Source organism: Pseudomonas putida (assembly GCF_004357765.1).
GTDB classification, from domain to species: domain Bacteria; phylum Pseudomonadota; class Gammaproteobacteria; order Pseudomonadales; family Pseudomonadaceae; genus Aquipseudomonas; species Aquipseudomonas putida_U.
The window spans coordinates 1-17,116 of sequence record NZ_SMTE01000019.1 but is presented as its reverse complement, the minus strand read 5'-3'; the positions used below and the strand labels follow the sequence as shown (position 1 = coordinate 17,116).

General features: G+C 61.9%; 17 protein-coding genes, 1 rRNA gene and 1 pseudogene. 8 read left to right on the top strand and 11 right to left on the bottom strand.

Going from position 1 to position 17,116, the window contains the following annotated elements; translation table 11 throughout:
- Window positions 1–2 precede the first annotated feature (2 nt).
- Window positions 3–251, bottom strand: a complete 249-nt coding sequence (locus E2H86_RS23305; RefSeq protein ID WP_133331879.1) for a helix-turn-helix domain-containing protein — start codon at window positions 249–251, stop codon at window positions 3–5.
- Between the two features lie 230 nt (window positions 252–481).
- Between E2H86_RS23305 and E2H86_RS23300 the strand changes: the two genes are divergently transcribed.
- Window positions 482–2,545 carry a TonB-dependent receptor family protein gene (locus E2H86_RS23300; RefSeq protein ID WP_133331878.1) on the top strand — a complete coding sequence of 688 codons (2,064 nt, stop codon included), beginning with the start codon at window positions 482–484 and terminating at the stop codon, window positions 2,543–2,545.
- 29 nt (window positions 2,546–2,574) lie between these two features.
- Here the strand turns inward: E2H86_RS23300 and E2H86_RS23295 are convergent, their stop codons facing one another.
- On the bottom strand, window positions 2,575–3,639 hold the full coding sequence (locus E2H86_RS23295; protein WP_133331877.1) for an AI-2E family transporter: 1,065 nt from the start codon (window positions 3,637–3,639) through the stop codon (window positions 2,575–2,577).
- A gap of 131 nt (window positions 3,640–3,770) precedes the next feature.
- Here E2H86_RS23295 and trhP point away from each other — a divergent pair, with 131 nt between their 5' ends.
- The 4 genes from trhP (at window position 3,771) to E2H86_RS23275 (ending at window position 7,110) form a co-directional block, all read left to right on the top strand.
- Window positions 3,771–5,096 carry a prephenate-dependent tRNA uridine(34) hydroxylase TrhP gene (gene trhP, locus E2H86_RS23290; protein WP_133331876.1) on the top strand — a complete coding sequence of 442 codons (1,326 nt, stop codon included), beginning with the start codon at window positions 3,771–3,773 and terminating at the stop codon, window positions 5,094–5,096.
- A gap of 73 nt (window positions 5,097–5,169) precedes the next feature.
- Entirely contained in the window at window positions 5,170–5,598 is a 429-nt protein-coding gene (locus E2H86_RS23285; RefSeq protein WP_133331875.1) for a DUF411 domain-containing protein, read from the top strand.
- Window positions 5,598–6,035, top strand: coding sequence for a YqaA family protein (locus E2H86_RS23280; RefSeq protein ID WP_133331874.1), 438 nt, complete (start codon window positions 5,598–5,600; stop codon window positions 6,033–6,035). Before E2H86_RS23285 ends, E2H86_RS23280 begins: the two co-directional genes overlap by 1 nt.
- A 76-nt stretch (window positions 6,036–6,111) precedes the next feature.
- Window positions 6,112–7,110: an alpha/beta fold hydrolase gene (locus E2H86_RS23275; RefSeq protein WP_133331873.1), complete on the top strand. Its 999-nt coding sequence runs from the start codon at window positions 6,112–6,114 to the stop codon at window positions 7,108–7,110.
- 6 nt (window positions 7,111–7,116) lie between these two features.
- Here E2H86_RS23275 and zapE read toward each other — a convergent pair whose 3' ends face one another.
- From zapE to E2H86_RS23245, 6 genes and pseudogenes are all read right to left on the bottom strand, one after another.
- A complete protein-coding gene (gene zapE / locus E2H86_RS23270; RefSeq protein WP_133331872.1) occupies window positions 7,117–8,220 on the bottom strand; it encodes a cell division protein ZapE in 1,104 nt (367 codons plus the stop codon).
- Window positions 8,221–8,376: 156 nt separating this feature from the next.
- Window positions 8,377–9,525 carry a PQQ-dependent sugar dehydrogenase gene (locus E2H86_RS23265; protein ID WP_133331871.1) on the bottom strand — a complete coding sequence of 383 codons (1,149 nt, stop codon included), beginning with the start codon at window positions 9,523–9,525 and terminating at the stop codon, window positions 8,377–8,379.
- Between the two features lie 22 nt (window positions 9,526–9,547).
- A complete protein-coding gene (locus tag E2H86_RS23260) occupies window positions 9,548–9,865 on the bottom strand; it encodes a hypothetical protein (RefSeq protein WP_133331870.1) in 318 nt (105 codons plus the stop codon).
- Window positions 9,866–9,993: 128 nt separating this feature from the next.
- Window positions 9,994–12,432: a TonB-dependent receptor gene (locus E2H86_RS23255; RefSeq protein ID WP_133331944.1), complete on the bottom strand. Its 2,439-nt coding sequence runs from the start codon at window positions 12,430–12,432 to the stop codon at window positions 9,994–9,996.
- A gap of 129 nt (window positions 12,433–12,561) precedes the next feature.
- A complete protein-coding gene (locus tag E2H86_RS23250) occupies window positions 12,562–13,437 on the bottom strand; it encodes a FecR family protein (RefSeq protein ID WP_230385242.1) in 876 nt (291 codons plus the stop codon).
- Window positions 13,438–13,444: 7 nt separating this feature from the next.
- Window positions 13,445–13,948 (bottom strand): annotated as a pseudogene (locus tag E2H86_RS23245) (RNA polymerase sigma factor); the annotation flags it as partial.
- Between the two features lie 134 nt (window positions 13,949–14,082).
- Here E2H86_RS23245 and E2H86_RS23240 point away from each other — a divergent pair.
- Window positions 14,083–14,571, top strand: a complete 489-nt coding sequence (locus tag E2H86_RS23240; protein WP_133331867.1) for an LEA type 2 family protein — start codon at window positions 14,083–14,085, stop codon at window positions 14,569–14,571.
- Between the two features lie 3 nt (window positions 14,572–14,574).
- Here E2H86_RS23240 and E2H86_RS23235 read toward each other — a convergent pair whose 3' ends face one another.
- Window positions 14,575–14,838, bottom strand: coding sequence for a hypothetical protein (locus tag E2H86_RS23235; protein WP_133331866.1), 264 nt, complete (start codon window positions 14,836–14,838; stop codon window positions 14,575–14,577).
- Between the two features lie 126 nt (window positions 14,839–14,964).
- Between E2H86_RS23235 and E2H86_RS23230 the strand changes: the two genes are divergently transcribed.
- A complete protein-coding gene (locus E2H86_RS23230; RefSeq protein WP_133331865.1) occupies window positions 14,965–15,285 on the top strand; it encodes a DUF883 family protein in 321 nt (106 codons plus the stop codon).
- Between the two features lie 21 nt (window positions 15,286–15,306).
- Here E2H86_RS23230 and E2H86_RS23225 read toward each other — a convergent pair whose 3' ends face one another.
- Window positions 15,307–15,924, bottom strand: coding sequence for a tRNA-(ms[2]io[6]A)-hydroxylase (locus tag E2H86_RS23225; RefSeq protein ID WP_133331864.1), 618 nt, complete (start codon window positions 15,922–15,924; stop codon window positions 15,307–15,309).
- A gap of 151 nt (window positions 15,925–16,075) precedes the next feature.
- Between E2H86_RS23225 and E2H86_RS23220 the strand changes: the two genes are divergently transcribed.
- Window positions 16,076–16,939: a universal stress protein gene (locus E2H86_RS23220; protein WP_133331863.1), complete on the top strand. Its 864-nt coding sequence runs from the start codon at window positions 16,076–16,078 to the stop codon at window positions 16,937–16,939.
- Window positions 16,940–16,991: 52 nt separating this feature from the next.
- On the opposite strand, the gene rrf is transcribed toward E2H86_RS23220, so the two are convergent.
- A 5S ribosomal RNA gene (rrf, locus tag E2H86_RS23215) occupies window positions 16,992–17,107 on the bottom strand.
- Window positions 17,108–17,116 lie beyond the last annotated feature (9 nt).

Genomic DNA, 17,116 nt, shown 5'->3' with positions numbered 1-17,116 from the left:
CGTCAATCCTCGGCGAGCATGCCATAGCGGATGGCCTTGATTACTGCAGCAACCCGCGTGGAAACGTCGAATTTGCGCAGAATGTTGCCGACATGGAAGTTCACCGTGGATTCCTTGCATTCCAGGATCTGTCCGATCTCCCAAGAGCTTTTGCCATAGGCACACCACAGCAGCACCTTCTCCTCACGGGGTGTCAGGCGAATGGGCAACTCTGCTGGATGCTCGGCCGTCGGTTGTAGGTTGGTACTCATCATCAGCCTCCACAAGTCATTGCCGGTAGCGGCGGGCTAAGGAGCCGCCGCGGTAAGCACCAACTTACGTAGCCCAAGGTCTGGGCTCCACTCGTGCAGCTTGTAAAGCGACCTCCTACAAATCCGTTTCCATTCACGTCTGCCAATTAAGCAGGACAGCGCGTGCTTTACCGGGCACTTCGCTCGTCACAACGCCACTGCCCTAACACACCTTTGCCTGGAGCTGTTCGATGCGTCCCGTTTTGCCACTCTCGTCCCGTCTTGGCCTGCTGGCCCTGTTCACGGCTGGCCAGCCCGCGTGGGCGGCACCCGCGATTGAGCTGGGCCAGGTGTTGATCAACGATGAGCAGCAGAGCGAAATGGATGATGTCCGCGCACGTCTTCAGCAAGTGCCGGGTGGCAGCAACCTGATCGACATGCACCGCGTGGGGCAAGGTCGGGTTGCCAGCAACCAGGACGTACTGGCCTATCAGCCGGGGGTGTTCGCCCAATCGGCGGGCAACGACGGGATCAAGCTGTCGATCCGTGGCTCGGGCATCAACCGGGCGCCCGGCGCCCACGGCTCCGGTGTGTACACAATGTTCGACGGCCTGCCCCTGACCGGCCCCGGTGGTACCCCTTACGAACTGTTCGAGCCCCTTTGGCTGAGCCGCGCCGAAGTGTTGCGTGGCGCCAACGGTTTCGACCAGGGCGCCCTGGCGCTGGGCGGGGCGATCAACTACGTGACCCACACCGGCTACGATGCCGCTCCCTTGCAACTGCGTTACGAAGTCGGCAGTCGCGGCTACCAGCACCGCCATATCAGCTCCGGCCAAGTGCTGGGCAACCTCGATTATTACGTGGCGCTGACCGACTCGGAGTATGACGGCTATCAGGAACACAGCAGCGGCAGCGCCAAGGGCATCGCCGCCAACGTTGGCTACCGTTTCAACCCCAACCTGGAAACCCGCTTCTACCTGCGTTACCGGGAAACCGAGAACGACCTGGCCGGACGTCTGACCAAACAGCAGATCAAGCACGATCCGCGCGCCGCCAACGCTGCCTATCTGTCCCGTGACGACAGCCGTCCGCAACCGGGCAGCACCTGGGTGGCGAACAAGACCACGTTCTACCTGGAGGACGACTCGCGGCTCGAAGCCGGGCTGGTCTATCACGACTACCCGATGGACCTTCGCGAGGGACCGATGCGCCTGAAGGTCGCCTATAGCGATGTCAGCGGTACGTTGAATTATGTTCGCCGCGACACCCTGTTCGGTCATGACAGCAAAACCACGGTCGGATGGCGCACCACCAAGCACCTGCCCAACAGCGGCGCCTCGCAGTTCGCCCGCAGCGGCGACGTGTTCGGCCCACGTAGCCGCGACTTCACCTACCAGGGTTCGGATACCGTAGTGCACATCGGCAATGACCTGGAGCTGATACCCGACCTGTGGCTGACCAGCGGCCTGGCGATGGTCTATACCCGCCGCGAAAGCGCCGTCACCTGGCCTGATAATGGCGGCAAGGTCAGCCAGCATGACTGGGACTACGCCCCTCGTCTGGGCCTACGCTACGACATCAGCCCCCAGTTGCAGATATACGGCAACCTCAGTCGCTCGGTGGAGCCGCCACACCCCTGGGCACTGATCTGGAGTTCCCCGGTCGCCACACAACCGATCGAGATGCAGAACCAGACCGCCACCACCCTTGAACTGGGAGCCCGCGGTGATTCGCTGCTGGGCCGGTGGGACCTGGCCTGGTATTACTCGCAGGTGCGCCATGAGCTGCTGCTCGCGGAAATCGTCCAAGGCATGCCGGCGAAGGAATTCAATGCCAGCCCAACCGTGCACCAGGGCGTCGAAGCCGGTCTGGACAGCACATTGTGGGAGCAGCCGGGCACAGGCCGGTTGAGCCTGCGCCAGGCCTATACTTTCAGCGACTTCCATTATCGCGACGACGATCAGTTCGGTGACAACCGCCTGCCAGGCATACCCATGCATTACTATCAGGCAGAGCTGCGTTACGAGTGGCCCAGCGGCTTCTACGCGGGGATCAACACGCAAATGGCATCGAAGGTCCAGGTCGACTACGCCAACAGCTATCACGCCGATGCCTACACCTTGCTCGGTGCGCGCCTGGGCTGGGACTCGCCGAAGCAGGACTGGCAGACCTGGCTCGACCTGCGCAACCTGACCAACAAACGTTATGCGGCGACAGTAACGCCCGGCTACGACGACGCCGGCCAGGATGTCGCCCGCTCCACGCCAGGAGAAGGTTTCGGCGTGTACGCCGGGGTTTCCTACAGTTTCCGCTGAACCAAGCCGCACTGGGCTGCAACGCAGCCCTATTGCGGCAACTGCACTTGCGGCTTGGTGGAAGCGAAGATCGCCCAGCTGGACAGGAACAGCGCAGCGATCAGCGGTCCGATCACGAAACCGTTGAGCCCGAATACCGCCAGGCCGCCCAGGGTCGATACCAGGATCAGGTAATCAGGCATGCGCGTATCCTTGCCCACCAGAATCGGTCGTAGCAGATTGTCCACCAGGCCAATCACCAGCACACCGAAGGCGGTCAGGATCACCCCTTGCAGAATCGCCCCGGTCAGCAGGAAATACGCGGCCACCGGTGCCCAGATGATTCCTGCCCCCACCGCCGGCAGCAACGACAGGAAAGCCATCAGCACCGCCCAGACCAACGCGCTGGGAATGTCCAACACCCAGAAGATGAATCCACCCAAGGCGCCCTGGGTCACCGCCACCAGCACGTTACCCTTGACAGTCGCCCGCACCACCCGGCTGAACTTGAGCTGCAGTCGACGCTTCTGCTGTTCGGGCAGCGGGACGGCCAGACGGACCCGACGCGCTACCTCGGCACCTTCGCGCAGGAAGAAGAACAGCAGATACAGCATCACGCCCAGGCTCACCATCAGCTCGAACGTGCCCTGGCCGAAGCTGAATGCCTTGCCGGCCAAAACCTGGCTACCCTGCGTAGCCCATTGGGTGACGTTCTCGCGCAGGCCATCGAGATTGCCCATGCCCATGCGGTCCAGGGCGTTCTGCACGAATGCCGGCAGCATATCCTTGCCGTGTTCGATGTAGCCGGCGATGTCCAGCTGACCACTTTCGATGCGCTGGTACAGCGAGGCGCCTTCCTGCACCAGCAAGGCGCTGATGACCGCGACTGGCAATACCGCAATCAGCAGGCAGATGCACAGGGTCACCAACGCCGCGAGGTTGCGCCGCCGGCCCAGTCGCACCAGCAACTTGCGTTGCAACGGCGCAAACAGGATGCCCAGGATCACCGCCCAGAAAATCGCCCCGTAGTACGGCAGCATGATCCACACGAAGGCGATGGTCACCAGGGCCAGAAGCACAGCCAGTGCTTTGTTCTGCAGCGAGGTTTCGTTCATGGGCGTTCCTTGAATGTCCTGGAACATTAGTGCTCGGTGTCATCGAAAAAGTGCCATCGCCCACTTGATTCAGGTCAATGCACCTGAGCTCCCGACGTTCTAGCATCCGCGCCTTTACCTCCCGGTGCGTCATGACCTCCCTCGCCAAACCCGAACTGCTGGCTCCCGCGGGCAGCCTCAAGACTCTGCGCTACGCTTTCGCCTACGGTGCCGATGCGGTCTACGCCGGCCAGCCGCGCTACAGCCTGCGGGTGCGCAACAACGAATTCGACCATGCCAACCTGGCTCAGGGTATCGACGAGGCGCACGCCCTGGGCAAGCGTTTCTACGTGGTGGTCAACATCGCCCCGCACAACGCCAAGCTGAAAACCTTTCTCAAGGACCTGGCGCCAGTGATCGGCATGGGACCGGATGCGCTGATCATGTCCGATCCAGGGCTGATCATGTTGGTGCGCCAGCACTTCCCGCAGATGCCGGTGCACCTGTCGGTGCAAGCCAACACGGTGAACTGGGCCAGTGTGCAGTTCTGGCAGCAACTCGGGCTGAGCAGGGTGATCCTTTCACGCGAGCTGTCGCTGGAGGAAATCGCGGAGATCCGCCAGCACGTACCGGACATGGAGCTGGAGGTCTTCGTCCATGGCGCGCTGTGCATGGCCTATTCCGGTCGCTGCCTGCTTTCGGGCTACCTGAACAGGCGTGACGCCAATCAGGGCAGTTGCACCAACGCCTGCCGCTGGAAGTACGATGCGACCCCCGCCACCGAGACCGTCACCGGCGATATCGTCCGACAGGTGGAGCCGACCCTGGGCCTGGGCACGCCCACCGATCAGGTGTTCCTGCTGCAGGAAAGCAGCCGTCCAGGCGACAGCATGCCGGCCTTCGAGGACGAGCACGGCACCTACATCATGAACGCCAAGGACCTGCGGGCCGTCCAGCACGTCGAGCGTTTGCTGCACATGGGCGTGCATTCACTGAAGATCGAAGGACGCACCAAATCGCACTTCTACTGCGCCCGGGCCGTGCAGTCCTATCGCCAGGCCATCGACGATGCCGCCGCGGGTCGACCGTTCGATCGGGGCCTGATGCTCAACCTCGAGTCGCTCGCCCAGCGCGGCTACACCGAAGGCTTCCTGCGCCGCCATGTGCATGACGAATACCAGAACTACCAGCGCGGCAACTCGGTCTCCGAGTACCAGCAGTTCGTCGGCGAACTGACCGGAGAACGGGTCGACGGGCTGGCTGAGGTACGGGTCAAAAACCGCTTTGCGGTCGGCGATCAGCTGGAGTTGATGACCCCCTACGGCAACTATCATTTCGAACTGGACCATCTGCGCGACATGAAGCACCAGCCGGCAATGGTGGCGCCGGGCGATGGTCACGTGGTCTACCTGCCGATTCCCGAGCAGGTGCCACTGAAGTTCGCACTGCTCATGCGCGAACTGCCTGCCCCAGCATAAACGGGCAATGGGCCGGCACCTGCGCTATGCTGCCGGCCGTCACCCGATCGGTCATGCCATCCAAGGAGCCGCCATGCTGCGCAAACCGCTGTTCACCCTCGGCCTGCTCGCCGTCGCCACCCTGGCCCAAGCTGCGCAAACCATCGATGTCTACCGCGACCCCAACTGCGGTTGCTGCAAGGCCTGGATCAGCCACCTGCGCGACAACGGCTTCACCGTCAACGACCATGTCGAGCCGAACATGAGCGCCGTCAAGCAGCGCCTGGGCGTGGCGCCACGTCTGGCCTCGTGCCACACCGGGGTGATCGACGGCAAATTCGTCGAGGGCCATGTGCCGGCCGAACAGGTCCGCTTACTGGCGGCCCGCGACGACCTCAAGGGCCTCGCCGTGCCTGGCATGCCGATGGGCTCGCCAGGCATGGAGATGGGTGACCAAAAGGACGCCTACCAGGTCATCGGTGTGACCCAGGATGGCAAGGACACCGTGGTCGCCGACTATTGATGCTCAGCCTGTGGGCGCTGTTTCTCAGCGCCTTCGGCGCCGCCACGCTGCTGCCGCTGCAATCGGAAGCCGTACTGGTCGGTTTGCTGTTGCGCCAGCCCGATGCCTGGCTGACCTTGCTGCTGGTGGCCACCGCGGGCAACGTGCTCGGCTCGGTGGTCAACTGGCTGCTGGGCCGAGCGATCGAGCACTTGCGTCACCGGCGCTGGTTCCCGTTCAGTGAGGCGCAACTCACCCGCGCCCAGGCGCGATATCGGCGCTGGGGGCAGTGGTCCCTGCTGCTGAGTTGGATGCCGGTCATCGGCGACCCGCTCACGCTGATCGCCGGGGTCATGCGCGAGCCCTTCTGGCGCTTCCTGTTGCTGGTGACCTTGGCCAAGGCGGGTCGTTACAGCGTCGTGGCGATGATCACCCTGGGGTGGTTTCATCCCTGGTAACACCTTTACCGGTTAAGGTAATGCCTCCGGCTGTTACAGTCGCAAATTCCTACATGGTCCTACACGGAGTGCCCCCATGCTGCGCGCAACCGCCCTGGCCCTTACCTGCCTTGTGGCAGGCACCGCCATCGCCGCCGAGTCCGCCACCTATGGCAAACAGCTAGAAGGCTTCCCCTACCCCCATCCATTGAAGCACTTCGACTTCAAGTCCCAAGGCCAAGACCTGCAGATGGGCTACATGGACGTGCCAGCCAAGGGCAAGGCCAACGGTCGCAGCGTGGTGCTGATGCACGGCAAGAACTTCTGCGCAGCCACTTGGGAAACCACCATCGACGCCTTGAGCCAGGCCGGCTACCGGGTGATCGCCCCTGACCAGATCGGCTTCTGCACTTCGAGCAAACCGGCGCACTACCAGTACAGCTTCCAGCAATTGGCGACCAACACCCACGCCCTGCTCGAGAAGCTGGGCGTGGGCCAGGCGGTGATCCTCGGCCACTCCACCGGTGGCATGCTGGCCACTCGCTACGCGTTGATGTACCCGCAGCAGGTCGAGCGCCTGGCGATGGTCAACCCGATCGGCCTGGAGGACTGGAAAGCCATGGGCGTGCCCTACCGCACGGTGGATCAGTGGTACGAGCGCGAGCTCAAGCTCAATGCCGAAGGCGTGCGTAACTATGAACGCAAGACCTACTACGCCGGGCGCTGGAAGCCCGAGTACGAGCGCTGGGTGCACATGCTGGTGGGGTTGAACCAAGGCCCTGGGCATGAAGCGGTGGCATGGAACTCGGCGCTGATCTACGACATGATCTTCACCCAGCCGGTCTACCACGAGTTCCACAACCTGAAAATGCCGACCCTGTTGTTGATCGGTGACCAGGACACCACGGCGATCGGCAGCGATATCGCCTCGCCTGCGCTCAAGGCCCAGCTGGGTCACTACAAGGAATTGGGTCCACGGGAGGCCAAGTTGATTCCCCAAGGCCAATTGGTGATCTTCCCCGGCATGGGCCATGCACCGCAGATCGAGGAGCCGGAGCAGTTCCACAAGGCTCTGCTCGACTGGCTCGGCCGCTGAGACACGTCAACCGAAGCGTTGCAGCTGCATTTCGCGCAGACGGCTGAGGGTGCGCTGATAAGCGAACGCGAGGTAGCCCTGGGTGTAAAGCGCTTCCAGGGGTACCTCGGCCTCCAGGTACAGGGCCACCCGGCGGTCATAGCATTCGTCCACGAGTGCGATGAAGCGGCGGACGGCATCGTCCTTGGGCGACAGCATCGGCAGTTCGCGCTCGCCCGCTTCCACCCGCGCCGCCGCATCCTCGGTGCCCCTGGCGATGCGCCCAGCACGCTGCTGACCACCCAACACGGGTACATCCTGCACCAGGATCGCCTGGTAGCGGTCGCACAGCACCATGAAATCGGTCGCTGCCAGAGGTTGCTCGCATAGCTGAGCGAAGCGGCACCAGATCACCTGAGCGCTGCGCCTGATGACCTGGATCTGGCGCGAGCCTATCGCCAGCGGCTCGACCGTTCCGGCTTGGCCATGGCTCAATATCTCGAACGCCTGCCCAAGTGCACCTCTGTCTCCGGCAGTGGCCACCCAGTAACGCTGCCGCGCTTGTCCCGGGTGCGTTCGATGGTCCTGCGGGCCGGCCACCGAGAACACCTGCATGTGGCGCTCGATGGCGGCGATCGCTGGCAGAAAACGCTCCCGGTTGAAACCGTCACTGTAGAGTTGTCCAGGCGGCTGGTTGGAGGTGGCGACGATCACCACGCCTTGATCGAACAGGACTTGGAACAGCCGGCCGAGGATGATCGCGTCACCGATGTCGCTGACGAACATTTCGTCGAAACAGAGCACCCGGATCTGCCCAGCCAGCTCGCGCGCCAAGGCCTTGAGAGGGTCAGGCGTGCCGTTTAGCTGGAACAGGCGCTGATGAACCCAGGCCATGAAGTGATGGAAGTGCTGGCGCCGCGCCGGGATCTCGAGGCAGCGGTAAAACAGATCCATGAGCCAGGTCTTGCCCCGGCCGACCGGGCCCCAGAGGTACAGCCCCTGGGGACGATGACCTTGTTCGAGTGCCTCGAAGCAGGCGTGCAGCGCGGCGACCGCCTCGACCTGGGCAGGGTCACGGACATAGCCATGCTCGGTCAGAGCCTCATGGTAGAGCGATTGCGGAGTGGGCATGGCATCCAGTCTGGGCCTGTGAGGGCTCCATTGTCTGCACTGGCCCTATCGACGGCAAGCCGCCGCCGGCACATTCATCACGGTCGCCCAGGGCTCGTCGCGGCAACCGTAGGATCCAGCTTGCCGACGCTGCGTCGGTACAGCCGACCGGCACCCTCAATTCTGCTCCAGGCCGACCTTCAACAATGTTCCATCCTTGGCATCGGTCAGGAGGTACAGATAGCCGTCCGGACCCACCCGCACATCGCGGATCCGCGCCTTCAGCTCGCCCAGCAGGCGCTCCTCGTGCACGATCTTGTCGCCATCGAGCTGCAGGCGGATCAGTTCCTCGCTGGCCAGGGCGCCGATGAACAGGTCGTGGTCCCAGGCCTTGAAGGTCGGGTTGTCGTAGAAGGCCATGCCACTGATACCCGGCGACTTCTCCCAGACATGATGCGGACCGACCATGCCTTCGACTTGCTCACCCTTGGCCTCGGGAATCGGCAGCATCGAATAATTGATCCCGTGGGTGGCGATCGGCCAGCCGTAGTTCTTGCCCGCTTGCGGGATGTTGATCTCATCGCCGCCGCGTGGTCCGTGCTCATGAGTCCAGAGCTTGCCGGACCACGGATTGAGCGCCGCGCCCTGCTGGTTGCGGTGGCCGTAAGACCAAATCTCCGGGCGCACATTGTGCTGGCCGACGAACGGGTTGTCCTTGGGCACCGTCCCATCGGGCAGGATGCGCACTACCTTGCCTTGCAGCTTGTCCAGGTCCTGCGCGGTAGCACGCTGGTTGTTTTCGCCCAGGGCGATGAACAGGTAGCCGTCACGGTCGAATACCAGTCGCGAGCCGAAGTGATTACCCACCGACAGTTTCGGCTGCTGGCGGAAGATCACCCTGAAGTTCTCCAGCCGGGCGCGGTCTGCCGACAACTGGCCGCGCCCCACCGTCGTCCCGGCCTTGCCGTCGTCGCCGGCTTCGGCGTAGGACAGGTAGACGGTACGGTCCTTGTCGAACTCTGGCGACAGGACCACGTCCAGCAGGCCGCCCTGGCCTTCGGCCCAGACCTTGGGCACCCCACTGATCGGCGCGCCAACCTTCCCCTCCGCGCTGATCACCCGCAGATTACCCGCACGCTCGGTCACCAGCATATCCTTGCCGCCAGGCAGGAACGCCAGGGCCCACGGGTTTCGCAGGCCATCGGCGATGGTACTGACGGTGAGCTGGCCTTCCTCGCTGGGAAACTGCTGGACAGGCGCCGCATGCGCCAACAATGGCAACACGGCAGCGGCGGCAAGGGTGGTCAACCAGTTGCGTCGAAGCATGGGGGCATCCTTTCTCAGGGGCTCACGGTGCACGTTGCGAGTCACGCGGGGGCCGGGTGGGTTCCAACCTGGGCGTCTGCTGCTCACGGCGCAGGTTGTCGCCATTGCCGATGCCGCGGTTATCCAGGGTTGGGGGGCGAATGTTGGGCTCAGTCGAGGGGCCGCGCACGGGCGGGGTCGCTGGCAAGGTGCCCTGGCGACTGTTGGGGTTGGCCCGCTTTATCGGACTGTTGTACGGATTGTTGTCGTTGGCGGCGAGCTGCAACGGCTGGTGTGGTTCGGCCTGCACGGCCACGCTCAGCAGCAGGCCAACGACCAGGGTCGGCAATACTCGATTCATGCTTCACCTCCTGTACGAAAAGTCGCGCCTAAGGGTTCGATAGCCTAAGGCGCGAAGGGTTCGAGGCAAAAGTGTGAGCGTGGGTTTAGTTGATTCCTGATGTTTCAGTATGGACCTTTGCCAGGACCTCAGTACGCCATGCTCCACGTCAGGGTGTACGTACGTCCGCGTCCTTGGTAGTCATAGAGGTAAGCCGGCCCATAGGTCGGCGAATAGAACAAGGTTGCGCGCTGGCCCCAGACGGTACTGTACTGCTTGTCCAGCAGGTTCTGGATACCCGCGCTGAGGGTGCCGAACCCGGTGTCCTGGCTGGCGAGCAGGTCGAAGGTGGTGTAGCCGTCGATTTCGTGGTCGGCATCGTCCTTCAAGCTGAACGCGTGATTGGCCTGCAACCGGACATTGCGCCCATCACCCTTCCAACCGACGAATGCAGTGGCCTTGGACAGCGAGGCATAGCGGGCATCGCGTTTGATCCAGCCACCGTCGGCATCCTCTTCTTCCGACCGGGTCAGGTGCAAGGTGCCACCGCTTTCCCAGCCACTTTGGAAATGCCGGGTAAGCGCACCTTCGAAACCGAAGTCACGACTCTTCTGATCTTCGACGTCGATGGTCAGGGTTTGTGAGTCGACGTTGATGATCTTGTCCGACCAGATGTAATACAGCGCTGCCTGGGCATCCCAATCCAGATCGCCGTAACGCCACCCGAGCTCGACCTGGCGGCTCTTGATACCGGCCAACGGATTGTCCGCCACGCTCATGCCAGCCTTGCCGTAGTACTTGGCCGGGTCCGGCAGGTCGAAGCCTTCGCCATAGTTGGTCCAGATCTGATGGCCGTTCTTGAAGTCGTAGATCGCGCCGACGTTATACAGGTTGACCTGATAGTCGTTGCTGCCACCGGGTACGCCCTTGAAGTCGCTGACATCTACGTCCATCTGCTGACGTCGGGCGCCCCCGGACAGCGTCAGGTTGTCGGTGGCGTGCCAGTCGAGCTGGGCATACACCGAGACCCCGTCGACCCGATAGCCGGGATAGCGATCGGCCTTGCTCTGTTTCTCAAGATCGAGTCCACCGCTTTCCGACGAGGTCAGGGCATCGAACGTGGTTTGCTGGGCATTGAAACGCTCGCGATCAAGGTCGACGCCATAGGTCAGCTTGAGCGTGTCCCACTGTTTGGCGAACAGCCCCTTGAGGCTGGTGACTTCGAAGTTCTGCTGCGATGCGGCGAAGTAGACCCCGCGCGAGCCGGTAGGCGTAGCGCGATTGTAGTAAGGGAACGGGTAGAAGTTGTCGTCTTCCTTTCGGTACGAGGCCTGCAGGTAGAAATCCTGACCCAGCACATCCGTGTGGTGGTAGTTGGCGTTGAACAAGAAGCGTCGGGTCCGCGGCTCCAGGTCAGAGGAATAGCCGCTGCGCAGCTCGGCATCCTCCAGGTCGGAGGGTGCGTTGTGGTTCAGGTTGGGGAAGTAGATACCCGTGCTACCGTGGTTGCCGGAATCATAATACTGCGCCAGCAGGTCGAGGCTTTGCTCATCGGACAGCTTCAGGCCGACACTGCCGAGCACATCGATGGTGCGGTTGTACTGCAGATCGGTCTGCGTGTTGTCGATGAAGATCTGGTCGCCCGCTCCGTCGTAGAAGGCTTCGTTCTGCTCTCCGGAAACGCCCAGGCGGGCATTGATTCGATCATTGCCGCCGCTGATCGACTGCGCGAAACGAGTTGCCAGGTCATCGCTGTTGTTGAAGCCGCTACTGGCACCAAGCTGGGTCTCGAAGCGCGCATCCCCCGCCTCGCCCTTCTTGGTCACGATGTTGATGATGCCGCCGGTGGCGCCCCCGCCGTAAATGGCGCTGGCACCGGACAGCACTTCGACGCGTTCGACGTTGAACGGAGAAATGCTGTCGAACTGACGAGAGAGACCACGCGAACTGTTCTGGCTGACCCCGTCGATCATCACCAGCACGTTGCGCCCGCGCATGTTCTGGCCATAGTTGGTCCGCCCTTCAGGAGCCAGATCGAGGCCGGGTACCAATTTGCCGATCGCCTCCTTGAGGCTGACGCCGCTGTCGATCTGCTCACGCAACTGTTGCTGGTCGACTACCCACACGGTGCCTGGGATTTCGCTGATCGAGGTGCTGGTGCGCGAGGCGACGCTGACTTCGATGGGCTTGAGGCTGACCGCCAGCGGTGCACTCTCGGCCTTGCGCAGGATGATGGTGCCGCTGTCACTGAACTGCCAGGTCACGCCGCTGCCGTCGAGCAACTGCTGCAGGGCTTGCTCGACGCTGTAGCTGCCATGCACGGGGGGACTGGTCAGCCCCTGGACGTCTGCGGTGGTGTACAGCAAATGCAGACCGGCCTGGTCGGCGAAGGCGGTCAAAGCCTGGTCAAGCGGCTGCGCCGACAAATCGAGCTGTAGCTGCCGAGCCTGAATCTGTGCCGGCGCATCGTTGCTGGCCCATGCTTGCAAGGGGCTGGCAAACAAGGCCAGGACGCTGCAGGACAGCAAGGCATGGTGGAATTGACCGCCGCGACGGTGAGACTGTCCATGGGTGGACGGCGTAGGCATGAGAGGCACGAATGAGCTTCCAGACAAGTCAGAAATGAGAATGGGTTGCTGATCAGTCCCCCTACGACGATCTGGCTTGCAGAAACTTGCAGTACCAAATGAAAATAATTTTGATTACTTCCGAAAAGCTCAGTAAACCACTGCCAGCCAGGGCAGATAGGTGACCTTGAGGCCGTAACGTTGCTCGAGGGTGCGCAGCAAGGCGTGAGGGTCGTCCAGATCGAACACACCGCTCACCTCAAGGGCTGCAAGTTTGCTGTCGGGCACCAGAATGCGACCATGCTGATAACGTTCCAGCTCGGCCAGTACCTGACCCAATGGCTTGCCATTGAAGATGAGTTTGCCCCGTTGCCAGGCGGTCAGCGCGCTCGCGTCGGCGGCAACGGCCAATACCTGGTCGCCGAGTCGTGCCTGGCCCTTCGCCAGGACGACCTGGCCATCACGACGAACACTGAACGTCGCATTGGCGCCCTGAACGGTATCGCCTGCGGTCTCGACCACGAAGGGGCGTGGGTCGGCGACGGTGTCGAACAGCGCCTCACCGGCGCGCAGCGTGACCCGTCGTTCCGTAGCGCTGAAAGCCACGCTCACTGCGCTGGCGCTGTTCAACAGTACCTTTGAGCCGTCGTCCAGGGTAATGCTCTGCCGCTCGCCGACACGGGTGTGATAATCGGCCAACCACAATGGTGCTTCCTGCCAACCGCAGTAACCCGCCACCACCAGCACCAGGGCGGCCGCGATGCCTGCGCTCCAGCGTTTTCGCCGTGGGCGCGGCGGCAGCGCCTCGAATGCCTGGGCGGTGGCGGTCGAGCCGAGATCCAGCCACAGCATCTCGGCCTCAACCGCCGCTTCGGTGTGATCCGGGCTGAGCTGTTTCCAGCGCTGGTAGCGTGCTTGATCGGCAGCGCTGGCAGTACCGGAATGCAGCAGCACCTGCCACTGCAGGGCATCGTCGGACAGGTCGCGGATAGGCGGGGAAGCGGGCATGGTCGAGACGTCAGTCATGGTTGTGTTTGAGCCAGTCGCGACAATGACGCAGGGCCTGGCCGATGTATTTTGCCACCATACTCTCGGAAACGCCCAGACGCTGGGCGATCTGCGCCTGGGTCAGACCTTCGACACGGTTGAACAACAATGCCTGACGGGCATTCTCTGGCAGTTGCAGCAGCGCTCGATCGAGCATCTGCAGCCGTTCCCGAGCCAGCAGGGTTGCCTCAGGTGCCGGTGCCGGACACACCATCTCTCCCGCCCCGTCACCGTGCTCATGGTGAGCAGCAAGACGCTGCTCGCGGCGCAATGCATCGATGGCCAGGTTGCCGGCCACCCGGAATATGAAACTACGTGCGTGCAATACGCGCACCGCCTGCTCGTCGATCCTCGCCAACTTGAGATAGGTCTCCTGGGCGATGTCGGCGGCACGCTGCCGATCGCTCATGCGGCGGGTCAGGAACTGCAACAGGTCGTCGTAGTGCTCCTGGAAACTTGCCAGCAGACCAGACACGGGGGACGTCAGCATTGGAAAAGACACTGCCAGTAGGAAAAATTATCGGGCGTGAATGAGAAACAGTATCTTTCATAACACGCAGGACTTTCAACTGCGGCATACGTTTGCCACACTGCAGGCTCGACTCTGCAGGCAAGGTTGCTCCCATGGTTGTCCGACTGCACCGCTGCGCTCGCCCTCTCCTGCTCCTGCTGATGCTGGGCGCGCTGCAGGCCTGTGCGTTGTTCCAGGCGCGAGACCCTCTCAACATCAGCGTCATAGGTATCGAACCGTTGCCCGGCCAAGAGCTGGAAATGCGCATGGCGGTGAAGATGCGGGTACAGAATCCGAACGAAAACGCCATCGACTACAACGGCATTGCGCTGAACCTGGAGGTCAACGGACAGCCGTTGGCAGCCGGGGTAAGCGACCAACAGGGTCATATCGGTCGCTACGACGAAGCGGTGATCACGGTGCCGGTGAGCATCACCGCATTTTCCTTCCTGCGTCAGGCCTATGGGCTCGGCAAGCTCGATTCGCTGCAGGGAATGCCTTACCGATTGCGCGGCAAGCTGGCGGGAGGACCGTTGGGCACAGTGCGCTTCACCGACGAAGGCAAACTCGACCTGCCAAAGAACGGCAGTCTTATCTGGTGAACCTCAACGGTTGGCGCTGGCAGCGGCCATCATCTTGTTGACCTCGCTGCGCACCAGATTGGCATAGTCCGGCGGCGACATCGTCTCGAGCTCGGCGCGCACCCACTCGGCCCATTTGCCCTTGCGCCGGGACTTTTCCGAAATCAGCCGGGCAGCTTCGGCCTTGGCCTTGCCAAGGTTGTTCTGCCACATTTCGAACAGACGGGCTTTTTCCGCCTCGATCTGCGCCCGTTCCTGAAAACTCTTGTTGGCGAGATTGAAACTCATGGAATACCTGCCAATGAAAAATGGCCGCTATCTTACACCGTAGCGGTGCGACATCGGTAACCTGGGGCAACTTTCCCCTCGTGCCGACATCCATTGTTCTAACACACCATTGACGAGGACGTGCTCATGGCTCGAAAAAACCACACTGCTGCCCAAGGCGAACAGATCAAGGACCAAGTATTCAGCGAACTGCAGGCATTGATCGAAGAGTCGGAAAAGTTGCTCGACCGCAGTTCCTCTCTGGTGGGCGAGGAAGCCGATACCCTGCGCGCTCAGCTCGGGCTCAAGCTGCGCCAGGCCAGCCAGGCCGTAGGCCAGGTCCGCAGCCGGGCACAGCCGGTGGTGGAAGCGACCGAAGACTACATCGGCGGTCACCCTTGGCAGACCGTGGCGCTCTCTGCAGGCCTTGGCTTAGTAGTCGGTTTGCTGCTGGGTCGACGCGACTAGCCGGCAGTCCGGCCGGCCCGGTCAGGCGGCCTGCGCCATGGGGATACCGCTGTGAAAGCGCAGCTCCTGATCGGCAGACTGGATCAATTCAGCTTCGGCGTCTCTGACCAGCTCGATGCGGCGGGCGATATCCGCGGGCTCGCCGTACTGGTGGGCCAGTTTCAGATAGCCTTGATAGTGTCGCGCTTCACTCTTCAGCAGGCCGTGGTAGAAGCGGCTCAGTTCTTCATCCAGATGCGGCACCAGTGCATTGAAGCGCTCGCAACTACGCGCCTCGATGAACGCCCCGACCACCAGGGTATCGACCAGTTTCACAGGCTCATGAGCGCGAACCAGTCGGCGCAGTCCTGAGGCATAACGCCCAGCCGAGACCGGCCGAAGCGGCACGCCGCGACGCTTCATCAAGCGCAGTACCTGCTCGTGATGCACCAGCTCCTCACGTGCCAGGCGCGACATCATGTTGATCAGGTCAAGGTGAGTGTTGTATTTGGCGATCAGGCTCAACGCCGTGCTGGCGGCCTTGAACTCGCAGTTCTTGTGGTCGATCAGCAAGGTTTCCTGATCGGCCAACGCTGCTTCGATCCAGGCATCAGGGGTCGCGCAGCCAAGGAAAGCATCGATTTCGGGGATCAGGGACATAGGGCTACAAATCACGTTGATCAGGCAGGACCGGGGATTATACCGGCGGTGACAGCCAATGCCAGTGACTATGCTTGATGTACATCAAGCGACTGCCCCCGGGGCGCCGACTATAGTCAGCGTTAGCCACGTCAGGAAGGAGTTACCGCTCATGCAAGCTGTTCGTAGCATCCTCGTCGTGCTCGATCCAGAACATGCCCATAGCCGTGCGCTGACGCGAGCCAAGCTGATCGCTGGGGTGACAGGGGCACGTATGCATCTGTTGATGTGTCACCAGCACCACGACCATAGCGCCCTGCTCAGCTTGCTCAGTAGCCAACTGCACGATGACGGCTATGACAATGTGACTCATGAGCAGGCCTGGCACGACAGCCTGCACCAGTCGATCATCCAAGTGCAGCAGGCAGAAGGCTGCGAACTGGTGATCAAGGAGCACTGGCCGGATAACCCACTAAAGAAAGCGCTGTTGACGCCTACCGATTGGAAGCTGCTGCGTTACTGCCCATGCGCCGTGTTGATGGTCAGGAGTGAGCGCCCCTGGACCGGCGGCGTGATACTGGCCGCCGTGGACGTGGGTAACGAGGACGAGGATCATCGGTTACTGCATGCCAGCATCATCGACCATGGCTACGCCATTGCCGGGCTGGCCAAGGGCACCTTGCACGTGATCAGCGCCCATCCTTCGCCCATGCTGGCGTCGGCTGACCCAGCCTACCAACTGAGCGAAACCATCGAACAACGCTACCGGGATGCTTGTCTGCGCTTTCAGGCGGAATACGACATCCCCAGTGAGTGCATGCATGTGAAGGAAGGTCCAGCCGATGTGCTCATACCCGAAATCGAGCAGAGGTATGACGCGGTGGTCACCGTGATCGGTACCGTAGCGCGCACGGGCATTTCAGGAGCCTTGATAGGCAATACCGCCGAAGTCGTACTGGACTCGCTGAAAGGCGATGTGCTGGTGCTGAAAAGCGAAGAGGCGATTGCGCACCTTGAAGAGCTGGCGCGTGGTTGAGAAAAGACAAAACCCCTACCTGCTCACGCAGATAGGGGTTTTGCGAAATGAATCTTGACGATGACCTACTCTCACATGGGGAAACCCCACACTACCATCGGCGATGCATCGTTTCACTGCTGAGTTCGGGATGGGATCAGGTGGTTCCAATGCTCTATGGTCGTCAAGAAATTCTGT

Coding starts and splice junctions, on each gene's coding strand:
- E2H86_RS23265 (WP_133331871.1), bottom strand. CDS start 9,525: ATGCTTCGACGCAACTGGTTGACCACCCTTGCCGCCGCTGCCGTGTTG.
- E2H86_RS23250 (WP_230385242.1), bottom strand. CDS start 13,437: ATGACTGACGTCTCGACCATGCCCGCTTCCCCGCCTATCCGCGACCTG.
- E2H86_RS23260 (WP_133331870.1), bottom strand. CDS start 9,865: ATGAATCGAGTATTGCCGACCCTGGTCGTTGGCCTGCTGCTGAGCGTG.
- E2H86_RS23220 (WP_133331863.1), top strand. CDS start 16,076: ATGCAAGCTGTTCGTAGCATCCTCGTCGTGCTCGATCCAGAACATGCC.
- E2H86_RS23230 (WP_133331865.1), top strand. CDS start 14,965: ATGGCTCGAAAAAACCACACTGCTGCCCAAGGCGAACAGATCAAGGAC.
- E2H86_RS23235 (WP_133331866.1), bottom strand. CDS start 14,838: ATGAGTTTCAATCTCGCCAACAAGAGTTTTCAGGAACGGGCGCAGATC.
- E2H86_RS23275 (WP_133331873.1), top strand. CDS start 6,112: ATGCTGCGCGCAACCGCCCTGGCCCTTACCTGCCTTGTGGCAGGCACC.
- E2H86_RS23255 (WP_133331944.1), bottom strand. CDS start 12,432: ATGCCTACGCCGTCCACCCATGGACAGTCTCACCGTCGCGGCGGTCAA.
- E2H86_RS23280 (WP_133331874.1), top strand. CDS start 5,598: ATGCTCAGCCTGTGGGCGCTGTTTCTCAGCGCCTTCGGCGCCGCCACG.
- E2H86_RS23285 (WP_133331875.1), top strand. CDS start 5,170: ATGCTGCGCAAACCGCTGTTCACCCTCGGCCTGCTCGCCGTCGCCACC.
- zapE (WP_133331872.1), bottom strand. CDS start 8,220: ATGCCCACTCCGCAATCGCTCTACCATGAGGCTCTGACCGAGCATGGC.
- E2H86_RS23240 (WP_133331867.1), top strand. CDS start 14,083: ATGGTTGTCCGACTGCACCGCTGCGCTCGCCCTCTCCTGCTCCTGCTG.
- E2H86_RS23225 (WP_133331864.1), bottom strand. CDS start 15,924: ATGTCCCTGATCCCCGAAATCGATGCTTTCCTTGGCTGCGCGACCCCT.
- trhP (WP_133331876.1), top strand. CDS start 3,771: ATGACCTCCCTCGCCAAACCCGAACTGCTGGCTCCCGCGGGCAGCCTC.
- E2H86_RS23305 (WP_133331879.1), bottom strand. CDS start 251: ATGAGTACCAACCTACAACCGACGGCCGAGCATCCAGCAGAGTTGCCC.
- E2H86_RS23300 (WP_133331878.1), top strand. CDS start 482: ATGCGTCCCGTTTTGCCACTCTCGTCCCGTCTTGGCCTGCTGGCCCTG.
- E2H86_RS23295 (WP_133331877.1), bottom strand. CDS start 3,639: ATGAACGAAACCTCGCTGCAGAACAAAGCACTGGCTGTGCTTCTGGCC.